Below are 17613 nucleotides of genomic sequence, written 5' to 3'. Positions count from 1 at the left end.
TAGCGTGGCGTGAGCTGTCGTTCTTGTAAGAAATCAATCGCCCGGCAGAGGCCAGCCGTCCAGCACGTGGCCGGGATGCTCGCGCAGGAACCGCCGCCGGACCTCGACATATCGTGTCGGCGTGAGCCCGGTGAACGCCCGGAACTCGTGGCCGAAGTGGGCCTGGTCGAAGTAGCCCGCTCCCCCGGCGAGGCCGGACCAGTCGACCGGTTCGGCGGGGTTGATCGAGAACACGGTGGCGGCGAAGCGGTATGAGCGGGCCAGCCGCTTCGGGGTGACACCGACGAGCTCCTTGAAGCGCTGTGCCAGGTGAGTGCTGCTGACACCGGCCGAACCCCTCAGGTCGTCGATGGCCACCGCCCCGCCGGTCGCAGCGATGACGCCGCTCGTATGGCGGACCAGCCCCAGGCCGGCGGTCTCGCACAGCCGTCGCGTCAGCTCCTCCTCGAGCAGCGTCAGCATCTCGTACGGGCTTCCGGCCGTGGCCAGCCGGTCTCGCAGCTCGGCGACGGCGGGCCGGCCCCAGACCTGCTCCAGCGTCACCGGGCGGTCACACAGCTCAGCGGCGGGCATCGGCAGGAACGGCGCCGCCCCCCACGGCTTGAAGTGCACGCCGACGGACCGGGTCCGGGGTGGGTAGCCGAACTCGAACGCACGGGTGGGCGTGGTGACCACGCAGCCGTCGGCGTACTCGGCCGCCTCGAGGTCGGTGCCGGCGCGGATGCGGAACGGGGCCCCGAGGTTGACGATCAGGAACGCCGCCGGACTTGCCGGCAGCGTCAGCCGGGCGTACGGCGGCGTTCCCTCCAGGTGGTAGAGGTCGTCGATCAGCCCGTCCAGCGGCGGCCGCGGCACTCTGGACACGTACTCCACTCCCACAGCATCGCCGACGCCCCGCCGGCATCGGGCGCCGGGATCGATTCGCACGAACGCCCGCCCACGGACATGCGCGGTGGGAGACGGCCCGATGCCCGCTGACCGGGCAGGGATCGGGTCGGTCCTGGATAATCGGGCCATGTCGCAACCGGATCTCGACCCCGAACAGTATCCGCCAATCGACCCGCGTGAGCCGGTGCCCGACGACCCCGGCGAGCTCCTGCCGGACGGCCCCGGTGAACTCCCGGAGGCGCCCGTCGAGCCGATGCCGGACGACGGCGACGGCGGCGAGGGCGGGGTACGCGAACCCGCTTAGCCGGTCGGTCCCGGCGCCGGCGGCCGGTCACAGTGGATGGCAGCGTCGCTGCTGTGCCGGCTGGATCGTGCCCGCGCCGGGACTCGAACCCGGGATTGCCGGTGTGTAGGACCGGTGCTCTTGCCGCTGAGCTACACAGGCGTGCGCCGCGTGAGAATCGAACTCACCGCGGCCTGCTGACAAGGCACGTCTCCCCGCTGCCCTGCCGATTGGGCGACGTCGGATCGTGTGTCACGCAGCGCGGACGGGACTCGAACCCGCAACCTCCCGATTGAAAGCCGGGTGACTCTACCTGTTCGTCCACCGCGCCAGGGTGGTGTCACTTTCGTGTTCCGGCCTGGACTCGAACCAGGGACCTCCGTCGTGTCGAGGCGGCGCTCTACCAGCTGAGCTACCGGAACGGGAGCGGGGACGGGATTTGAACCACGTGATCTCCGGCTTATGAGGCCGGCGAGGACGACCGAACTCCTCTACCCCGCAGTACGCCGTCGGGGGCTCGAACCCCGGACCCTCCGCTTAAAAGGCGGCAGCTCTACCGACTGAGCTAACGGCGCGCATGCAGACCCCTGGGCGGGACTCGAACCCGCAACCGTTGCCTTAGAAGGGCACCGCTCGTTCCGGTTGAGCTACCAGGGGAACAGATCGAACTGACGGTACTTTCCGCGGAGAAGGGCGGGGTCGAACCGCCACGGGCGAATGCCCCAACCGTTTTCGAGACGGTGGCCGGCGCCGGCTGTCGGCTGGCTCCTCCATGGTCGGCTGGTCTCGCCGGGTGGGGTCGAACCACCGGCCTTCGCCTTATCAGGGCGACGCTCTGACCACTGAGCTACGGCGAGACGAAGCGTCGACGACGAGACTTGAACTCGCGGCCTACCGCGTGACAGGCGGTCGCTCTACCTGACTGAGCTACGTCGACGTGCGTGGACCCGGTCGGATTCGAACCGACAAACCTTCGCTGTGCAAAAGCGCTGCTCTACCAATTGGAGCTACGAGCCCTCGATACTTCTCCGATCCGGCGGGGCGGGTGTGCCGCACCGGATCTGTGCCGGCAGCCCCGATCATGGGCTGCCGGATACATGCCATCCACTGTTGAGTTGAGAGAGAACAATTCCACTGAACGCATTCAGGGAACGCGCGGAAATTCGATTCCGGAGAGCATTGTCAGGGTACGAAAAAGCCGCCCGTTCCCCGGCTGACGAGGTGGGCGGCGAAGCGCGGTTCTCTCTGCGCTAGCCGCTCCACCGCTCCAGGTCACGGTTGGATTCGTGGGCTCGGAGGTCGTGTTTCACCGTCACGACGGATATGACGGATTCACACCACGCCGCCCGCGATCGGACGATGACGCGATCTGAATTCCAGGACATGACAGTTCAACTCCCTTCGAGGTTCTGTTGCGCTCGTTCTGTTCAGCCTGCCGGGCCGGAGCCCATTGGTCAACGCTTTTATCGGCGATTTTCGGTCCACCTCACCGCGTTGAGATCACTCTGCCCGACCGGGGCGCTCTTGCGCGAGCCATTTAATCGAATGGATCAGCGGATCTCCACGAGGCCTGGTGCTTCCGTCGCCACGTACACCGCCTTGGCCTTCCCGTCGGGTCCGGCGATCACCCAGGCGTGGCCGACGTAGGTCTGCTGGTGGTAGCCATTGCCGGGTTCGAGCTCGGTGTAGCGGATCCGCTCCTGGTCGTCGCTGATCCAGTTGACGGTGACCTTCTCCGGGCTGTCGTTGACGAAGTAGATCGACGTCAGCGCGCCACCCCGGTACTCCCAGCGGCGCGACACCTCGGAGCGGCCGGGCAGCGCCACGAGTTCCTGGACGGTGGGGGCCGGTGCGGTGGTGATGTCCGGGTCGGCGCCGGCCTCCTGCCGCGCCGTGGCGGTGGCCGGCTTGTCAGTCGCATCCCGCCCGGCGATCGCCTGCCCGACGACCGTACCCAGCACCAGGACGAACGCCGCACCGACGAGGATCGCCCAGCCCCGGCGGCCCGGCTGGGACCGTGGCGGCACGCCGGACGGAGCCGGAACAGGATCGTCGGGCGGAACGACAGGGAAATCGCCGGGCAGGACGACCCGCAGTTCGTAGGCGTCGGGCGGAACACTGGACGGCGGCTCGTAGGGCTGCGGCGGCTCGGGCAGCTTCTCGGTCACGGCCACACGGTACCGACCGGAAGCTCATCACCCTGACGGCAAGCCGGGCGCCGGGCAGCGAGCGCAGATGCGATGTCATCTGCTTATCGACTGCCACAAATGCGGCTGACGGGCGTCCTCTATGCTCGCATCTGCGGATCGATTGAGAATGCCACCCCGAGGAGCCCCGTTGAAGACCCTTCGCACAGCGGTCGCCGGCCTGGCCGTCGTCCTCGCCGCCGGCCTGACCGGATGCGGCGGCGACAAGCCCGGCAACGGATCCGACACGGCCGGCGGCGGTGCGGTGCGGGGGTCGATCACCGTCTTCGCCGCGGCGTCGCTGACCGAGTCGTTCACCGCCATCGGCAGGCAGTTCGAGGCCGCCAACCCGGGTACGAAGGTGACGTTCAACTTCACCGGCAGTTCGGCACTGGCCACGCAGATCAACGAGGGCGCACCGGCCGACGTGTTCGCCGCCGCCTCCCCCAAGAACATGGCAGTCGTCATCGACGCCGGCAACGGAGCGGGAACACCCACCACGTTCGTAAGGAACCAGCTGGTGATCGCGGTCGCCAAGGGCAACCCGAAGAGCATCACCGGACTGGCCGGCCTGACCACGCCCGGCCTCAAGGTGGCGCTCTGTGCCGACGCGGTGCCGTGCGGTGCGGCCGCGAGGACGGCGATCGACACGGCCGGCGTCAAGGTCACCCCGGTGACCCTGGAGCAGGACGTGAAGGCGGCGATGTCCAAGGTGAAACTGGGTGAGGTGGACGCGGCACTGGTCTACCGCACCGACGCCAGGGCGGCCGCGTCCGACGTCGACGCCGTGGAGTTCCCGGAGTCAGCAAAGGCGGTCAACGATTACCCGATCGTCGCGCTCAAGGACGCGAGGAACGCCGCCGGTGCGCAGGCGTTCATCGCCTACGTCCTGTCCCCCGACGGCACCAGGCTTCTCACCGGGGCCGGATTCCAGGCTCCCTGACGACCGGCCCGTCCAGGCACTCGAACGGCCGGGGCCGCCGGCGCGACAGATTTATCAGTTGCGCCACCAGTCGTCGAGCGGGGTGACCGGGACGGTGCGCTTGTGACGGGTGGCCCGGTAGAGCGACTCCACCCTGGCCGCCACCTCGGAGCTGACCTCGGCGCCCTCCAGGTAGTCGTCGATGTCGGCGTAGGTGATACCGAGGGCCACCTCGTCGGGGATCGCCGGGCGGTCGTCCTCCAGGTCTGCGGTCGGCACCTTCTGCCAGCAGCTCGGCGGTGCGCCCAGTTCCTGCAGCAGCGCGGCGCCCTGGCGTTTGGTCAGGCCGGTCAGCGGAGTGAGGTCCACGCCGCCGTCGCCGTACTTGGTGAAGAAGCCGGTGACCGCCTCGGCGGCGTGGTCGGTGCCGACGACCAGCAGGTTCAGCTGACCGGCGATCCCGTACTGGATCACCATGCGTTCCCGGGCCTTGATGTTGCCGCGGACGAAGTCACGCAGTTCCACATCCGCACCACGGGCCGTCTCGGCGGCCACCGCGTCCGCGCCCGGTTTGACGTTCACGGTGATCGACCGGTCCGGGCGGATGAAATCCAGCGCGGTCCGTGCGTCGTCCTCGTCGGCCTGCACCCCGTACGGCAGGCGCACCGCGACGAACTCGGCCTCATGCCCCTCGGCCCGCAGCTCCTCGGCGGCGAGCTGGCAGAGCCGGCCGGCCAGGGTGCTGTCCTGTCCTCCACTGATGCCGAGCACGAAACCCTTGGCCGGGGTGGATCGCAGGTAGTCCTTGAGGAAGTCCACCCGCGTCCGGATCTCGTCCTTGGCGACGATGACCGGCTGCACGCCGAGGTCGGCAACAATCTGCTCCCGCTGGTTCACCACCCACGCACTGTATCGGCCGTCCCGTCACCGCGCCCGTACACTCGCCGCGGATCAGCCCGGCGGCCCGCCCGCGCGGGGCTGTGAGCCGGCAGGCCCTCGCCGATGATCTCCGTAGCGGACGGCTTCGTCCGTCCGCCTGCCGTGCGGTGCCGTGCCCGGCCTGACCCGCGGGCACGGCATACCGGCCGCGAGGGACACCGCAATGTCGAAGTACATCGATATGCTGCGGTCGCCCCGGTACTTCAGACAGGGCGACCACCACGTCGAAACGGGAGATCATGGCCAACAGCGGAATGCCGACGGTGGGTCCGGGTGACACCGGTGACGCCGTGAAGCAGGCACAGCGCGCGCTACGACGGACGCCGGAAACCACACTCGTCGTCGACGGCACGTTCGGATCCAAGACGGAGACCGCGACGAAGGACTTCCAGAAGGAGAAGGCTCTCCCGGTCACCGGTGTCGTCGACGCGGCGACATGGAGCGCGCTTCCGGACGGCAGTCCGATGCCGACGCTGCGCCAGGGCGCGAAGGGTGAGGCGGTGCGTCACCTGCAGCAGGTCCTGACGCTCGGCGCCGCCGGCCTGTGGAAGACCACGCCGCAGGGTACGGACGGGAACTTCGGGGCGAACACCGAGGCGTCGGTGCGCGCCTTCCAGAAATGGGCCGGCGTGCCGGCGGACGGCATCGTGGGCCAGCAGACCTGGACCGCGTCGCCGCTCGCGCTCGAATTCGTGGTCGGCCTCCAGCATGTCGAGGCCGATTGACCCGCCCTCACCGGAGGGCCCGTTGATCACCATGAGCCCGGTGTGTCGGGTGGCGCTTCCAAACGCCGCTGAGGGATCAGCGCGGCGTTCCGGAGGAGGTCACAGCCGGGCCGGCCGGGGCCGTCAGAGGCCGGCCCGGGCCGGCCGCGTCCGGCGAGGTGAGCGCGTACCGGTCGTGTAGCTCTGCCGCCGTGACGGCCCGGTCGAAGTGCCATCCCTGGCCGAGCGATATATCCAGCTCCGCCAGGGCGGCGGCATCAGCCGCGGTCTCGATACCTTCGGCGACGACCGTGGCATCGACGGCGCGGGCGAGCTGGGCCAGCGCGTCGACGACGACGTGGAGAACGGCATCGTGAGCCACTCCGCTGACCATGCTCCGATCCAGCTTGATCACATCGGGCCCGGTGGCGACGATGTGCCGCAGCGACGAGTAGCCCGCACCGACGTCGTCGATGGCCAGGCGCAGGCCCCGTGCCCGCAACGGTGCCAGAATCTCCTTCAGACGCTCGTAGTCCTCGATGGGGTCGTGCTCGGACAGTTCCAGGACGACCCGGTCGAGGGGCAGCCCGGTCAGGAACTCCAGGCCGGCCGGGGCGAACAGCGTGGCCGGGGAGATGTTCATGGCGACGTACCCGGTCACCTCCCGCAGATGATCGGCAGCGCGTCGCAGCGCCGCCAGTTCGAGGTTCTCCCGCTGCCCGATGAGGCCGGCGTCGGCGAACACCTCGTCCGGTGGCTGGTTCCACTCGTGCGGGAACCGGCTGAGCGCCTCGGCCCCGACCCTGCGCCCGGTCGCCAGGTCGACGATCGGCTGCAGCAGAACAACCGGACCGCCCTGCTCGAGTACGGGACGCAGCCGGCGTTCGATCACGGCGTTGCGGCGCCGTTGCCGGACCTCCGGCTCCACGATCATCGCCGCGGCGTGTGCCAGCACTTCCATGAGCACACGATCACGGTCGGATAGTTGTGGGTCAGCCACGAAGCCCGCGCCGCAGAAGGTGCCGTACACCGTGCCGTCGCTTAGCTCGACGGGCACCGAGATGTAGCTGCGGATTCCCTGCTCGGTGCCGGGCAGCCGGTCAGCTGCCGGGAATCGGGTGACGTCCGGGATCACCGGCGGCAGCACCCCGTCCGTGATCAGCTGACAGAACGACGTGGCGCGAGGCTGTGTCATGCCGTCCTGCAACGGCAGTACCGAATCGACCACTTCCAGGTGCTGCACCGTCTCGTCCATCCGGCTGAGGAACGCCAGACCCATCCCGAGCGACTGCCTGGCGGTACGCAGCAGGTCTGCGACCTGCTGAGCGGTTTCGGAGCGTTGCGGCATCGGCGTCCCCCACTACTCACCACGATGGCTGCCCATCCATCGGCAGTCGCGCAGGGCTGCTGAGGCCAGACGGCCGGTAGGGGCAAGGTCACCGGCGTCGCCGTGGCGCGCTGGCGGGGCGCGGTCGCGGGCCGGTCAACAGGCGGCGGCCCGGCCGATGCCGAGGTGATCATGCGCCGCCATGAGAGGCCGCCGCGCAATGCCGGAAAGCGGCCCCGCCGGGCCGGACCGCCGTTGGCACTAATCGCCGGGCGAACCGGACCGAACAGGGCAGTAAGGACTGCTCGGCCGGCCCTCGCCGGACAGCGCCGTCTCATGGCCCGCAACGGAGGAAGACGCGATGACGACTGTGCAGCGGCAGGGCTTCGCCGACCTCAGCGTAAAGATCAAGATACTCATCGCGGTGGCCGTCGGCGTCATCGCCGCGGTGGTGGTCGGCCTCGTCGGCCTGAACGCGCTCGGCAGCGCCAGCGACTCCGCTCAATTGATCTACAACAGCAACGTGGCCAGTATCAAGGCCGTCGGTCAACTGGACGCAGCAATCCGGCAGGGCCGTGTGGACGTCGCCAATCAGGCACTCTCTCAGGACCCGGCGAGCATCGCGAAGTTCACCGACGCCTTCGCCGCCGATCAGCAGGCGTTCGAAGCGGCGATGAAGGCTTACCGTGCCAGCATGCCGGCGAGCGACCCGGCGGCCATCGACGCCGTGCAAGCCGGCTGGGACGCCTACGTGACAGTTGCCCAGGACAAGTTGCTACCACTTGGTAAAGCCAACAGGTTCGCCGAATGGCAGCGGGTCCGCGACACCGAGGCGCTGGCCGTCGTGGCGGAGCTCAGGAAGGCCATCGACACCCTCGATGCCACGGAGACGGCGGATGCGGCCAAGAACGCGGACGCGGCGAAGTCGGTTCACGACACCGGCCGGACGACGTCACTGATCGCGATGGTCGTCGGCGGCCTGCTTGCCCTGGCCTTGGGCTTCTGGGTGGCGCAGCGGATCGTGCAGTCGCTGATCAAGGTCCAGGATGTCTGCACCGGCCTCGCCGCAGGGGATCTGACCCGCACGACCGGGCTGCGGACACGCGACGAGCCCGGTCGGATGGGTCAGTCGCTGGACGAGGCGATGAGCCAGCTGCGGCAGACGATCGCCACCATCAGTGACTCGGCGAGTTCGCTGGCCGCCGCGTCCGAAGAACTGTCCGGCACCGCCGACCAGATCGCCTCCTCCGCCGAGCGGACCTCGCAGCAGGCGCAGACGGTGGCGGGCGCGACCGAGGAGATCTCCCGCAGTGTCGACAGTGTCTCGGCCGGCAGCGAGGAGATGGGCGCCGCGATCCGGGAGATCTCGGTCAACGCGAGCGAGGCTGCGCAGGTGGCCGGTCAGGCCGTCACGATCACGGCCGCCACCGGGGAGACGATGGCCAAGCTCGGGCAGTCGTCGGCGGAGATCGGCAACGTGGTCAAGACGATCACCGCGATCGCCGAGCAGACGAACCTGCTGGCGCTGAACGCCACCATCGAGGCCGCCCGCGCCGGCGAGCTGGGCAAGGGCTTCGCGGTCGTCGCCTCCGAGGTCAAGGACCTGGCCCAGGAGACCGCCCGGGCCACCGAGGACATCTCCCGCCGGGTCGAGGTCATCCAGACCGACACCAGCGGCGCGGTCGCCGCGATCGAGGAGATCACCCATGTGATCGCCAGGATCAGCGACTTCCAGACCACCATCGCCTCGGCCGTCGAGGAACAGACCGCAACCACCGGGGAGATGAGCCGCAATGTCACCGAGGCGGCCGCCGGTACCGGCGAGATCGCCCAGAACATCACGGGGGTGGCCGAGGCGGCCCGGCTCACCAGCGAAGGTGTGACCCAGGCACAGCAGGCCACCGGTGAACTGGCCCGGATGTCGACCGAGCTCAGCGCCCTGGTGACGAACTTCCGGTACTGACCCGCCACGTTCGCGACCGTCGAGGAGGGCGATGTCCGTCGCACCGGAGCACCCCGGTGAGGCCGGCCCGATGCTGTTTCAGCAGCCGGCGGTACTCGCGGCTGCGCTAGAGGCCTACATCGCGTTCGATGCGACGGGCCGGGTGGTGGCATGGAACCCGGCCGCCGAGACGATGTTCGGTTACACCCTGGAGCAGGCGTACGGCCGGTCCATCGAGGAGCTGATCGTCCCGCCGCAGTCACGAGCGGCGGGTCGCATCGAGCTGGCGGCGCTGGCCTGCGGTCTGCCGGGGCTGACTCGCGACCGGCGGCTGCAGTGGCCGGCGTGGCATGCCGACGGCCACGAGATCCCCATCGAGATGACGCTGACCGCCACGGTGGAGCCCGCCGGCCGCGTGTTCCACATCTTCGCCCACGACATCACCGTCGAGCACCGGGCGAGCCGGTTCGCGGCTGCCGAGGCCGCCGTCGCCCGCGGGCTGGCCGAGGCCGAGTCGAGCAGCGCCGCCGCGGCCCGGGCCGTCGAGGCGCTCGGCGAGAAGATGGGCTGGCCGGTGACCGAACTGTGGGTGGCCGGCGACGACGGACAGGTGCTGACCTGCGCTGCCCGCCACGTCCAGCCGGGCTGGCAGCTGCACGACTTCGCCGTCGACAGCCTCGCCGCGGGCACCTCGCTACCCGGCCGGGTCTGCGCCGACGGGACGCCTTTCTGGATACCCGACCTCGGTGCCGACACGGGATCGGCGCGCAGCCGCGAGGCGGCCCGCAGCGGGCTGCGGGTGGCCGTCGGGGTTCCGGTGTCTCTGGGCCGGGACGCGCTGGGCGCGTTGTGTGTCTACGGCGACCGGGTCGAGGATCCGGAGGACGTCCTGCTGGGCCTGCTCGTTGGCCTCGCCGCCGAGATCGGCCAGTACATGCAGCGGCGCCGCGCCGAGGAACTGACCGTCGAGCTGGCCCGGACCAAGGACGAGTTCCTCGCCATGGTCACCCACGAGCTGCGCAATCCACTCGCCGTGATCACCGGTACCACGAGCATGCTCGACGCCGACCTCGCGGACCTGTCCCTCGACGAGCAGCGGCACTACCTGCGGGTCATCACGCGCAACGCGGAACGCCTCGCGGCCATGGCCGAGGATCTGCTCGATCTGGCCCAGCTGGAGTCGGGGCAGCTGGCGATCAAGCCGGCGCTCGTCGACCTGTGCGACATCATCCGCCAGACTCTCGACTGCGTCGCCAAGCCGGCCGGCCGGGACCTCACCTTCACCGTACGGCTTCCGGATCGCCTGGAACTGCGGGCGGACCCGGGCCGGCTGCGGCAGGTCGCCGACAACCTGATCTCGAACGCCGTCAAGTACACCCCCGACGGCGGTACGGTCGCCGTCGCCGCCACGACCGAGGCGGGGAAGGTCGTCTGGACCGTCGCCGATACCGGGATCGGCATCCCGGCCGCCGAGCGACCCCGGCTGTTCCGCCGCTTCTACCGGGCCTCGACCGCCCTCGACCGGCGGATACCCGGTACCGGGCTGGGCCTGGTCATCACCCGCGCCATCATCGAACGCCACCGCGGCACCATCGGGCTGGCCGACCACGACGGTCCCGGCACGACCTTCGTGATCGAGCTGCCGGTCGAGGCGTGACGGCCGCCGCTAGGGCCTTCCGGATCGCAAAAGTCATCGACTGCTTCTTGGCCTCGCACCACACGCGCTGCGCGGCTCTACCGCATTGCGGCGTGACGCCGGTGGGCCGGCACCTGGAGGTACCGGCCCACCGGGGAGATATCAGTGAGCGACAAGCTCCAGCATCGCGCCGGGCCGGGCCGCCACGGCCACCTGGGCGGCGATCTCGCCGCCGCGGACGGCGACATTGGAGAGCAGGCCGGAGCCGAGGCCGTGGCCGGATTCGGTGGCGCCGAGCACGAACACCGGCAGCGACGAGCCGTCGGGACGGTGCAGACGGTAGTCGCGGGCCAGCCAGGCGTCCGAGCAGTCCCCGAACGAGGCGCCGAGCAGGTGCCGGGGCAGCGGGGAGGTGAATCCGGTGGCGCACACGACCGCGTCGTACGACTCGCGGGTCGTCGTCCCGGTCATCCGGCGCAGCACGTCGAGGGTGACGCGCCGGCCGGCCGCGGCGGCGGCGGTGACACGGGTGGCCCGGTGGAAGCGCAGCCGGCCGTCGCCGGTGATCTTCTCGTGGTACTCGACGTCGTACAGCCAGCTGAGCAGGTCCGGGTCGACGCTGCTGTAGTTGGTGGAGCGGTGCCGGCCGAGCAGTTCGTCGCGGACGCCGGCGTCGGCGAAGTAGAAGTCGTCGACGGCCGCCGGGTCGAAGACGCGGTTCGCGAACGGGCTGTCGTCGGCCGGTGTCATCCCGTACGAGGAGATGTAGCAGTCGACGGACACACCCGGGTAGGTCTCGAGGACGTGCCGTACCGCTTCGGCGGCGCTCTGGCCCTGCCCGACGACGGCGACCCGGGACCGGCCGGTGAGCCCGGCCGACCGCAGGCCGCGGAGCAGGCGGGTGTTGTGGAACACGCTGGGCAGTCCGGTGGACCAGCCGGGCATCCGGGGGGTGGAGCCGACGCCGATCGCGACATGGCGGCTGGTGGTGCGGTGCAGCCGGCCGGCGGCGCGCCACGACACGACGCAGCCGCCGGTGTGCTCGTCGAGTTCGACGCCGGCCACGTCGGCGCCCCAGGTGACCGGAACCTGCAGACGCTCGACGGCCCAGCGCAGGTAGTCGGTGAACTCCAGCCGGCTGGGGAAGAACGTCTGCTTGTTGATGAAGTCGCTGATCCGGCCGCGTTCGTGCAGGTAGTTCACGAACGTGTAGGCGCTGCGCGGGTTGCGCTGGGTGGCGAGGTCCTTGAGGTAGCTGATCTGCATGACCGACGACGACAGCAGCATGTCGGGGTGCCAGTCGAAGCCCGGCCGGCGGTCGAGGAACAGCGCGTCGCCGGCGACGTCCGCCTCCTCCAGAGCGATGGCGAGGCCCAGGTTGGCCGGTCCGAGCCCGACACCGACGAGTTCACGATCAAACATGGTCCCCACCCTCAAGATCGTTGCGGTAATGGACGAACTCACCGTCCCGGTGCGACTCGACGAAGCCGAGCGACCGGTACAGGGTCTGCGCGACGTCGTTGTCGCTCTTGGTCTCCAGGACGACCGCGGTCGCCCCGGCGGCACGCGCCTCCTGCACGGTCCGGACGACGAGTGCCCGGCCGGCGCCGAGGCCGCGGGCCTCCGGGAGCACGAACAGGTCGTTGAGAATCCAGGTCACGGTCAGGCCCAGCGAGGAGAACTGCTGGTAGATCTGGCAGAAGCCGACGACCCGGTCACCGGTCCGGGCGGCCAGCACCCGGGACTCCCCGGTGGAGACACGGGTCCGCAGGAACTCCGCGGCCCGCGCCTCGTCGCCGGTGCGCCCGTAGAAGTGCCGGTAGGCGACGAAGAGCTGCTCGACCGACGGCATGTCCGCCGGGGAGGACTGCGTCACCACGAGCTCGGCTGCTGAGGTCATCGAAGTGTTCCTGTTCTTTCGAGGGACGTCATCACGCGGTCGGCCGCACGCTCGGCGAGAGCGGGGGCGATCTTGAAACCGCCGCCGGACAGACCGGTCATGAACCATAGGCCGTCGGTTGCCGTGGCCGTGGGCCCGACCCGGCCGGGTCCCGAGGTCGTGTACATGTCGGACGCGACGACGCTGCTCAGGTAGGTGGCCCGCACCATCGCCGGCAGCCGCCGGGCGAGGGCCTCGGTGGCCCGCCGGCCGGCCGGTGGGTCGTCGACCCCGCGCCGCCCCGGCCGGTCCCACGGCCGCGGGTCGGCACGGCCGACGAGGTGGACGCCGGGTCCCTGTTCCGGCGCCGGCCGCATCCAGGCGTCGGGGGCGGTGTCCACCAGCGTGTGTCCGACGTCGGTGTCCAGGCGCACGAAGGAGTAGACGATCCGCCGCTGTTGCAGGCCGGTGACCGGTACCAGGGCCACGGTGCCCGGCCCGGCGGTGACGATCACCCGCCGGGCGCGGAGGTCCGGGCCGACCAGGGTGAACGCGTCGGCGCCGGTGTCGATCCGGCCGACCGGCCCGCCCGGCACGATCGCCGGCTCGGCCGCGCACCGCTCGGCGAGCCAAGTCAGTGCCGGCAGGGCGAGCACGTAGCCGCCGTGCGGTTCGACGACCGCGCAGTCGCCGGGGTCCAGCCGCACCGGGTGGTGCCCCGGGCCGTCGGCGACCCGGTACGGGATTCCGGCGGCGGCCATCTCGGCCAGGACCTCCGCGTTCAGCGCGGCACGCGGCACGACGTGCACCGAGCCGGTCCGGCGGTAGGCCGGGCAGTTCCACCACACGGCCGTCATGCTGCGCACGGCCAGCCGGGTCAGATCAGGATCCGGCGAGTACGCCCGGACGAGTCCCCCACTCAGTGCCGACGCCGACGAACCCGCGTCGCCGGGTGCGCCGCCGCACAGCGCGACCCGCAGGCCGCGCGCCGCCAGGGCGAGCGCGGTGAACCGGCCGACGATCCCGTCACCGACGACCGCGCAGTCCAGCACGGTCATGGGCGTACTCCCAGGGGCTGTGGCTTCTCCCAGCAGGCGATGCCGTGCCGCCGTGCCCACAGGGTGACGATCTCCGCGCCGGTGAGCCCCAGCCGGACGGCTTCGAGCATGTGCCGCGCGCACCGGTCGACCAGGACGGCGGGGTCGGGCCGGGTGGTCACGACCTCCGGGACGAGTCCGTCCCACGCCGCCGAGCCCACCCAGCTGTCGTCGCTGAGCACCACCGGGATCCGCCGGCCCGACGCGGCGACCACGGCGAGGGCGTGCTCGGCGTCGGTCAGCGTGCCCAGCACCACCAGCGTGCTGACGCCGGGTTCGGCGAGGACCTCCGCGACGGTCGGTCTCAGCTGTCCGCCCAGGCCGGCCCAGACGACGGCGAGCCCGGTGGCGGAGGCACCGGCCCAGGCGAGCGTGCCCGCTCCCCCGGCCGACTGCCACAGTGCGGCGGCCTGCTCCACGTTGTCGGGCATCGGGGCGATGACGCCCGGTTCGGGGTTCAGGTGCTCACGGGTGACACCCGGCGCCGACGACAGCGGGAACGCCACCGGGATGCCGGCCTGCCGGTAGACGGGCAGTGCCCCGGCGGCCGCCTCGCTGGAGAAGTGCCCGGCCACGGCCCGGATGCCGGGAGTGGCGGCGATCTGCCGGGCCAGCGCGACGGAGCGTTCCGGGTCGGCGCCGTCGTCGTGGACGGTCACCGCCGGGTGCTTCAGCAGGTCGGCCGGGAAGAGGCTCCCCCACCGGCCACGCGGGCCGGTGAGGGGGGCCACGACCGCCAGAAGGCCGGCCATCAGATGCCCAGTCCGAAGTACCTGCCCGGCTGTGGTTCGCCGTCGCAGGCGGCCAGCAGGCGGGTGCTGCCGCTGGGCACGATCGGGGCGGCGACCTGGGCGAACTCGCGGACCCAGGTGCGCAGGACCGCGGCCGCGGCCACACCGGTGGAGCCCATGGCGCGGACCTCGTCGAGGGCCGAGCCGATGACCCGGGCCACCGACGCGAGCTGTTCGACGGCACCCGGCGGGTCGAAGTCGTCGGGCCGGCAGTAGGTGCGGGCCAGTTCCAGCTGGGCCCGCACGGATCGGCCGCTGCGCCGCAGGTCGGCGGGCAGGGCGGCCTCATCGGCCGATGCGGTGGCGGCCAGCGCGAACACGCCGCGGAAGGTGGAGTCCCAGGCGTCCAGGATCTTCTCGGTACGGGCGAAGTCGTCAAGCGTGAAGTCGGTCCGGCTGGTCGCCGGCCGCCGCAGCAGGCAGTGCAGGCGCAGCAGGTCGGCCCCGGCGACCGGCAGGAACTCCGACGCCCAGATGGCGTGGCGCCGGCTGGTGGAGAACTTGGAGCCGTTGAGCTGGAAGAACTCGTTGACGACGAACTTCGCCGGCAGCAGTTCGGGGCGGCCCAGGGCGATGTTCACGGCCGGGAACAGCACGGCGTGGAAGTAGCCGTTGTCGATGCCGAAGAACTGCACGAGCCGGTCGTGGGGGCGCGGCGGTGCCTCGGCGGCGTAGCCCTCGGCCATCTCCAGCCACACGTAGGTGCGCAGGCCCGGGTCGGCGTCGGTGGGGATGCCCCAGGCCGACGGGTGCGACACCAGGATGTCGGGCAGCCGGTCGGCGGCCATCGCGCGGCAGACGGCCCGCAGCCGTTCGGGCATGTCGCAGGCTGTCCAGAACGCCTCGAGCCCGGCGCGCAGCGGTTCCAGCGCGAGCACGTGCATCTTGGTCTGCCGCAGCTCCGGGGTCGCCCCGCAGCGGATGCAGAACGGGTCCACCACGTCGGCGCAGAGGTTGGGCCGGCAGCAGTCCTCGCAGGCGTTGCCGTTGGTGCCGGCGCCGCAGTGCGGGCACTTGCCGCCCAGGTACGCCTCGTACAGCCATAGTTCACAGCCCTGGCAGTACGGCAGCGGCCGCTCCTCGGCGACGATGTGGCCCGACTCGACGAGCGTGGAGAAAAGGTCGCGGACGCGGGTCTCGTACTCCTGGCCCTGCGGTCTGACGATCTTGTCGAACTTGACGCCGGCGGCCGCCCAGGTGTCCACGATCGAGCGGGTGTAGCGTTCCGCGGTCTCCTCGGGTTCACAGTTCTCGCCCCAGGAGCGGCGTGGCACGTACGTCTGGTTGTCGTCCAGGCCGGTGGAGTACCACGCGTCGTGGCCGTCGGCGGCGAGCGCCCGTGCCATCACGTCGCCGGCCAGGTACGGCCCGGAGATGTGGCCGACGTGCAGGTGGCCGTTCGGGGTGGGCGGCGTCGCCGTGATCCAGGTGGTCATGCGGTCGTCTCCTTCAGGGGCTGCTCGCGGAGGGGCCAGTACACGGAGATCCAGGCCAGCGGTTCGTCGGTGCAGTGCAGGACGTGCTCGTGGTTCTTCTCGATGAAGACGACGTCACCGGCGCGCAGTTCGGTGGTCTCGGTGCCCGAGACGAGGGTGCCGCGGCCGCTGGTGACGACCACCATCTCCCGCTGGTTGTGCTGGTCCGGTGCGGTGGCGGCGCCGGGTTCGAGCCAGCAGCCCATCGCGCCGAGGGTCTCGTCGAGGACGTCGAGGGGGAACACGCGCTGGCACTTGGTGCCGAACTCACCGCCCGCCGACTCCTCGGACAGGGTGGCCAGGTGGCGCAGAGCGTTCACTTTCGTACCTTTCCGGTGGCCAGGACCACCACGACGAGGAGACCGGCGAACAGCAGGCCCGCGGCGCCGCGGGAGCCGAGGATGGCCAGGCTGCTGAGCAGGACGACGACGACTTGGACGCTCCATCGGTGCTGCATCCGTGCCAGGGCGACGCTGCACAGCGCGTACACCGACATGAACAGCGCCGACGTCCAGGCCAGCAGGTCGGAGTGGGTGACCACACCGGCGCCGAACAGGGCCAGCGTGCCGGCGTAGGCCAGCGCGAGGACGCCCTTGGCGCGCAGTTCGGAGGTCCGGCCGCGGACGGCGTGGACGTAGAGGCGGGTGGCGCCGAGCACCCACGCGTTGGTTGCCGCGACGATGGCGACCGCCGACGCGATCAGCAGCAGCAGCCGCAGGGGTGCGGGCAGCCCGGCGGTCAGCGCGGACACCAGCACGGCCGGGCCGCCGGGTGGCAGGGCCGCGAACGCCAGGGTGGCGGCCAGGTAGGTGAGGGCGACCACCGGAACCGCACGGCGGATGGCCTTCGGGAACGTCCGGCGCGGATCGCGGACCGAACCACCCAGCAGGGAGACGTTCTCCCAGCCCAGGTAGGCGTAGAAGGCGACCCCCGCGGCGGTCAGAACACCGGCGAAGGTCGGGTCCCCGTGCCGGCCGAGGTTGTCGAGGCTCATGCTGGGAACCGCGAGGGCGATACTCACGGCCAGCGCGACCATCGCGATCTTGATGCTGACGCCCTGGACGAGGGCGATGAGGCGGTCGCTGAGCCCGGCAAGGGCCAGGGACAACAACATCAGAACCATGGCGGTGATCGGTACGGGTGGAAGCCCGTCCGTGACTTCGCCGAGGTAGTGGGCCGTCGCGATGGCCATGGCCGGGTTGCCGACCGCGTAGACCAGCAGGAGCACGCCCTGCGCCAAGCCGGCGTTCGCCGGTCCCATGCCGGCGCGGATGACGTCGGTGACCCCGGAGACGGTGGGGAACTCCATCGAGATCCGCGCGAACATCTGGGCGATGCAGACGCAGATCCCGGCCAGTGCCACCCACACGAGCGGGGCGGCCCACCCGGCCTCCTGCACCGAGATGCCCGGCACCACGAGGATCCCGGCACCCAGGATGCTGGAGATGTACATCTGTGTGAGCTGGCCCACCGACCACTGCCCCGTGCCCACCTCCGCGCCGGTCTGCCGGGCGGGCGGACTGTCCAGAGTCTGCTCCGGCATG

The 17613-nt window shown here is 70.6% G+C and carries 16 protein-coding genes and 10 tRNA genes; 5 read left to right on the top strand and 21 right to left on the bottom strand.

Annotation, left to right across the window (positions count from 1 at the left end; translation table 11 throughout):
* Positions 1-33: 33 nt before the first annotated feature.
* Positions 34-864 (bottom strand): helix-turn-helix domain-containing protein, encoded by an 831-nt coding sequence (locus AB0G04_RS19030; protein ID WP_360983815.1) that lies wholly within the window; start codon positions 862-864, stop codon positions 34-36.
* 151 nt (positions 865-1015) lie between these two features.
* Between AB0G04_RS19030 and AB0G04_RS19025 the strand changes: the two genes are divergently transcribed.
* Positions 1016-1192, top strand: coding sequence for a hypothetical protein (locus tag AB0G04_RS19025; protein WP_360983812.1), 177 nt, complete (start codon positions 1016-1018; stop codon positions 1190-1192).
* Between the two features lie 68 nt (positions 1193-1260).
* On the opposite strand, the gene AB0G04_RS19020 is transcribed toward AB0G04_RS19025, so the two are convergent.
* The 11 genes from AB0G04_RS19020 to AB0G04_RS18970 form a co-directional block, all read right to left on the bottom strand.
* Positions 1261-1333 (bottom strand) — tRNA-Val (locus tag AB0G04_RS19020).
* 95 nt (positions 1334-1428) lie between these two features.
* Positions 1429-1502, bottom strand: a tRNA-Glu gene (locus AB0G04_RS19015).
* An 18-nt stretch (positions 1503-1520) separates the two neighbouring features.
* Positions 1521-1593, bottom strand: a tRNA-Val gene (locus AB0G04_RS19010).
* A 2-nt stretch (positions 1594-1595) separates the two neighbouring features.
* Positions 1596-1672 (bottom strand) — tRNA-Met (locus tag AB0G04_RS19005).
* Position 1673: 1 nt separating this feature from the next.
* Positions 1674-1746 (bottom strand) — tRNA-Lys (locus tag AB0G04_RS19000).
* Positions 1747-1754: 8 nt separating this feature from the next.
* Positions 1755-1828, bottom strand: a tRNA-Arg gene (locus tag AB0G04_RS18995).
* Between the two features lie 27 nt (positions 1829-1855).
* Positions 1856-1943, bottom strand: a tRNA-Ser gene (locus AB0G04_RS18990).
* A gap of 9 nt (positions 1944-1952) precedes the next feature.
* Positions 1953-2028 (bottom strand) — tRNA-Ile (locus tag AB0G04_RS18985).
* A 6-nt stretch (positions 2029-2034) separates the two neighbouring features.
* A tRNA-Asp gene (locus tag AB0G04_RS18980) sits at positions 2035-2108 on the bottom strand.
* 5 nt (positions 2109-2113) lie between these two features.
* Positions 2114-2188, bottom strand: a tRNA-Ala gene (locus tag AB0G04_RS18975).
* A gap of 533 nt (positions 2189-2721) precedes the next feature.
* Positions 2722-3339, bottom strand: a complete 618-nt coding sequence (locus tag AB0G04_RS18970) for a hypothetical protein (RefSeq protein WP_360983809.1) — start codon at positions 3337-3339, stop codon at positions 2722-2724.
* 223 nt (positions 3340-3562) lie between these two features.
* Here AB0G04_RS18970 and modA point away from each other — a divergent pair, with 223 nt between their 5' ends.
* Positions 3563-4300: a molybdate ABC transporter substrate-binding protein gene (modA, locus tag AB0G04_RS18965; RefSeq protein WP_360983973.1), complete on the top strand. Its 738-nt coding sequence runs from the start codon at positions 3563-3565 to the stop codon at positions 4298-4300.
* 54 nt (positions 4301-4354) lie between these two features.
* Here modA and nadE read toward each other — a convergent pair whose 3' ends face one another.
* A complete protein-coding gene (gene nadE, locus AB0G04_RS18960) occupies positions 4355-5179 on the bottom strand; it encodes an ammonia-dependent NAD(+) synthetase (protein ID WP_360983806.1) in 825 nt (274 codons plus the stop codon).
* A 278-nt stretch (positions 5180-5457) separates the two neighbouring features.
* Between nadE and AB0G04_RS18955 the strand changes: the two genes are divergently transcribed.
* Positions 5458-5943: a peptidoglycan-binding protein gene (locus AB0G04_RS18955; protein ID WP_360983803.1), complete on the top strand. Its 486-nt coding sequence runs from the start codon at positions 5458-5460 to the stop codon at positions 5941-5943.
* Positions 5944-6019: 76 nt separating this feature from the next.
* On the opposite strand, the gene AB0G04_RS18950 is transcribed toward AB0G04_RS18955, so the two are convergent.
* The gene (locus AB0G04_RS18950; RefSeq protein WP_360983800.1) at positions 6020-7270 is read right to left on the bottom strand and encodes an EAL domain-containing protein; all 1251 of its coding nucleotides are present in this window, start codon (positions 7268-7270) and stop codon (positions 6020-6022) included.
* 340 nt (positions 7271-7610) lie between these two features.
* On the opposite strand from AB0G04_RS18950, the gene AB0G04_RS18945 reads away from it, so the two are divergent.
* Positions 7611-9212 (top strand): methyl-accepting chemotaxis protein, encoded by a 1602-nt coding sequence (locus AB0G04_RS18945; protein ID WP_360983797.1) that lies wholly within the window; start codon positions 7611-7613, stop codon positions 9210-9212.
* Between the two features lie 31 nt (positions 9213-9243).
* Positions 9244-10848 (top strand): ATP-binding protein, encoded by a 1605-nt coding sequence (locus AB0G04_RS18940; RefSeq protein WP_360983794.1) that lies wholly within the window; start codon positions 9244-9246, stop codon positions 10846-10848.
* 141 nt (positions 10849-10989) lie between these two features.
* On the opposite strand, the gene AB0G04_RS18935 is transcribed toward AB0G04_RS18940, so the two are convergent.
* From AB0G04_RS18935 to AB0G04_RS18905, 7 genes are read right to left on the bottom strand one after another with little or no spacing between them, the layout of a single operon-like run.
* On the bottom strand, positions 10990-12249 hold the full coding sequence (locus AB0G04_RS18935; RefSeq protein ID WP_360983791.1) for a SidA/IucD/PvdA family monooxygenase: 1260 nt from the start codon (positions 12247-12249) through the stop codon (positions 10990-10992).
* Positions 12242-12727 carry a GNAT family N-acetyltransferase gene (locus tag AB0G04_RS18930; protein WP_360983788.1) on the bottom strand — a complete coding sequence of 162 codons (486 nt, stop codon included), beginning with the start codon at positions 12725-12727 and terminating at the stop codon, positions 12242-12244. Before AB0G04_RS18930 ends, AB0G04_RS18935 begins: the two co-directional genes overlap by 8 nt.
* Positions 12724-13764, bottom strand: a complete 1041-nt coding sequence (locus tag AB0G04_RS18925; protein WP_360983785.1) for an FAD-dependent oxidoreductase — start codon at positions 13762-13764, stop codon at positions 12724-12726. The genes AB0G04_RS18930 and AB0G04_RS18925 overlap by 4 nt, the downstream gene beginning before the upstream one ends.
* Complete coding sequence (locus AB0G04_RS18920) at positions 13761-14555, bottom strand: ABC transporter substrate-binding protein (RefSeq protein ID WP_360983782.1); 795 nt, start codon at positions 14553-14555, stop codon at positions 13761-13763. Before AB0G04_RS18920 ends, AB0G04_RS18925 begins: the two co-directional genes overlap by 4 nt.
* A complete protein-coding gene (locus AB0G04_RS18915) occupies positions 14555-16030 on the bottom strand; it encodes a class I tRNA ligase family protein (RefSeq protein ID WP_360983779.1) in 1476 nt (491 codons plus the stop codon). Before AB0G04_RS18915 ends, AB0G04_RS18920 begins: the two co-directional genes overlap by 1 nt.
* Positions 16027-16389 (bottom strand): cupin domain-containing protein, encoded by a 363-nt coding sequence (locus AB0G04_RS18910; protein ID WP_360983776.1) that lies wholly within the window; start codon positions 16387-16389, stop codon positions 16027-16029. The genes AB0G04_RS18915 and AB0G04_RS18910 overlap by 4 nt, the downstream gene beginning before the upstream one ends.
* Positions 16386-17612, bottom strand: coding sequence for an APC family permease (locus AB0G04_RS18905; RefSeq protein ID WP_360983773.1), 1227 nt, complete (start codon positions 17610-17612; stop codon positions 16386-16388). The genes AB0G04_RS18910 and AB0G04_RS18905 overlap by 4 nt, the downstream gene beginning before the upstream one ends.
* Position 17613: the final 1 nt, after the last annotated feature.

The sequence above is a fragment of the Actinoplanes sp. NPDC023801 genome (genome assembly GCF_040639655.1).
In the GTDB taxonomy this organism is placed as follows: Bacteria; Actinomycetota; Actinomycetes; order Mycobacteriales; family Micromonosporaceae; genus Actinoplanes.
This window is presented reverse-complemented; position numbering and strand designations above follow the sequence as displayed.

What these genes read in the sequence shown, in the direction of transcription:
- AB0G04_RS18920 (WP_360983782.1), bottom strand. Translation starts at nt 14,555, where the DNA reads ATGGCCGGCCTTCTGGCGGTCGTGGCCCCCCTCACCGGCCCGCGTGGC.
- AB0G04_RS18940 (WP_360983794.1), top strand. Translation starts at nt 9,244, where the DNA reads ATGTCCGTCGCACCGGAGCACCCCGGTGAGGCCGGCCCGATGCTGTTT.
- AB0G04_RS18935 (WP_360983791.1), bottom strand. Translation starts at nt 12,249, where the DNA reads ATGTTTGATCGTGAACTCGTCGGTGTCGGGCTCGGACCGGCCAACCTG.
- AB0G04_RS18925 (WP_360983785.1), bottom strand. Translation starts at nt 13,764, where the DNA reads ATGACCGTGCTGGACTGCGCGGTCGTCGGTGACGGGATCGTCGGCCGG.
- AB0G04_RS19025 (WP_360983812.1), top strand. Translation starts at nt 1,016, where the DNA reads ATGTCGCAACCGGATCTCGACCCCGAACAGTATCCGCCAATCGACCCG.
- AB0G04_RS18930 (WP_360983788.1), bottom strand. Translation starts at nt 12,727, where the DNA reads ATGACCTCAGCAGCCGAGCTCGTGGTGACGCAGTCCTCCCCGGCGGAC.
- AB0G04_RS18955 (WP_360983803.1), top strand. Translation starts at nt 5,458, where the DNA reads ATGGCCAACAGCGGAATGCCGACGGTGGGTCCGGGTGACACCGGTGAC.
- AB0G04_RS18915 (WP_360983779.1), bottom strand. Translation starts at nt 16,030, where the DNA reads ATGACCACCTGGATCACGGCGACGCCGCCCACCCCGAACGGCCACCTG.
- AB0G04_RS18945 (WP_360983797.1), top strand. Translation starts at nt 7,611, where the DNA reads ATGACGACTGTGCAGCGGCAGGGCTTCGCCGACCTCAGCGTAAAGATC.
- AB0G04_RS18905 (WP_360983773.1), bottom strand. Translation starts at nt 17,612, where the DNA reads ATGCCGGAGCAGACTCTGGACAGTCCGCCCGCCCGGCAGACCGGCGCG.
- AB0G04_RS18950 (WP_360983800.1), bottom strand. Translation starts at nt 7,270, where the DNA reads ATGCCGCAACGCTCCGAAACCGCTCAGCAGGTCGCAGACCTGCTGCGT.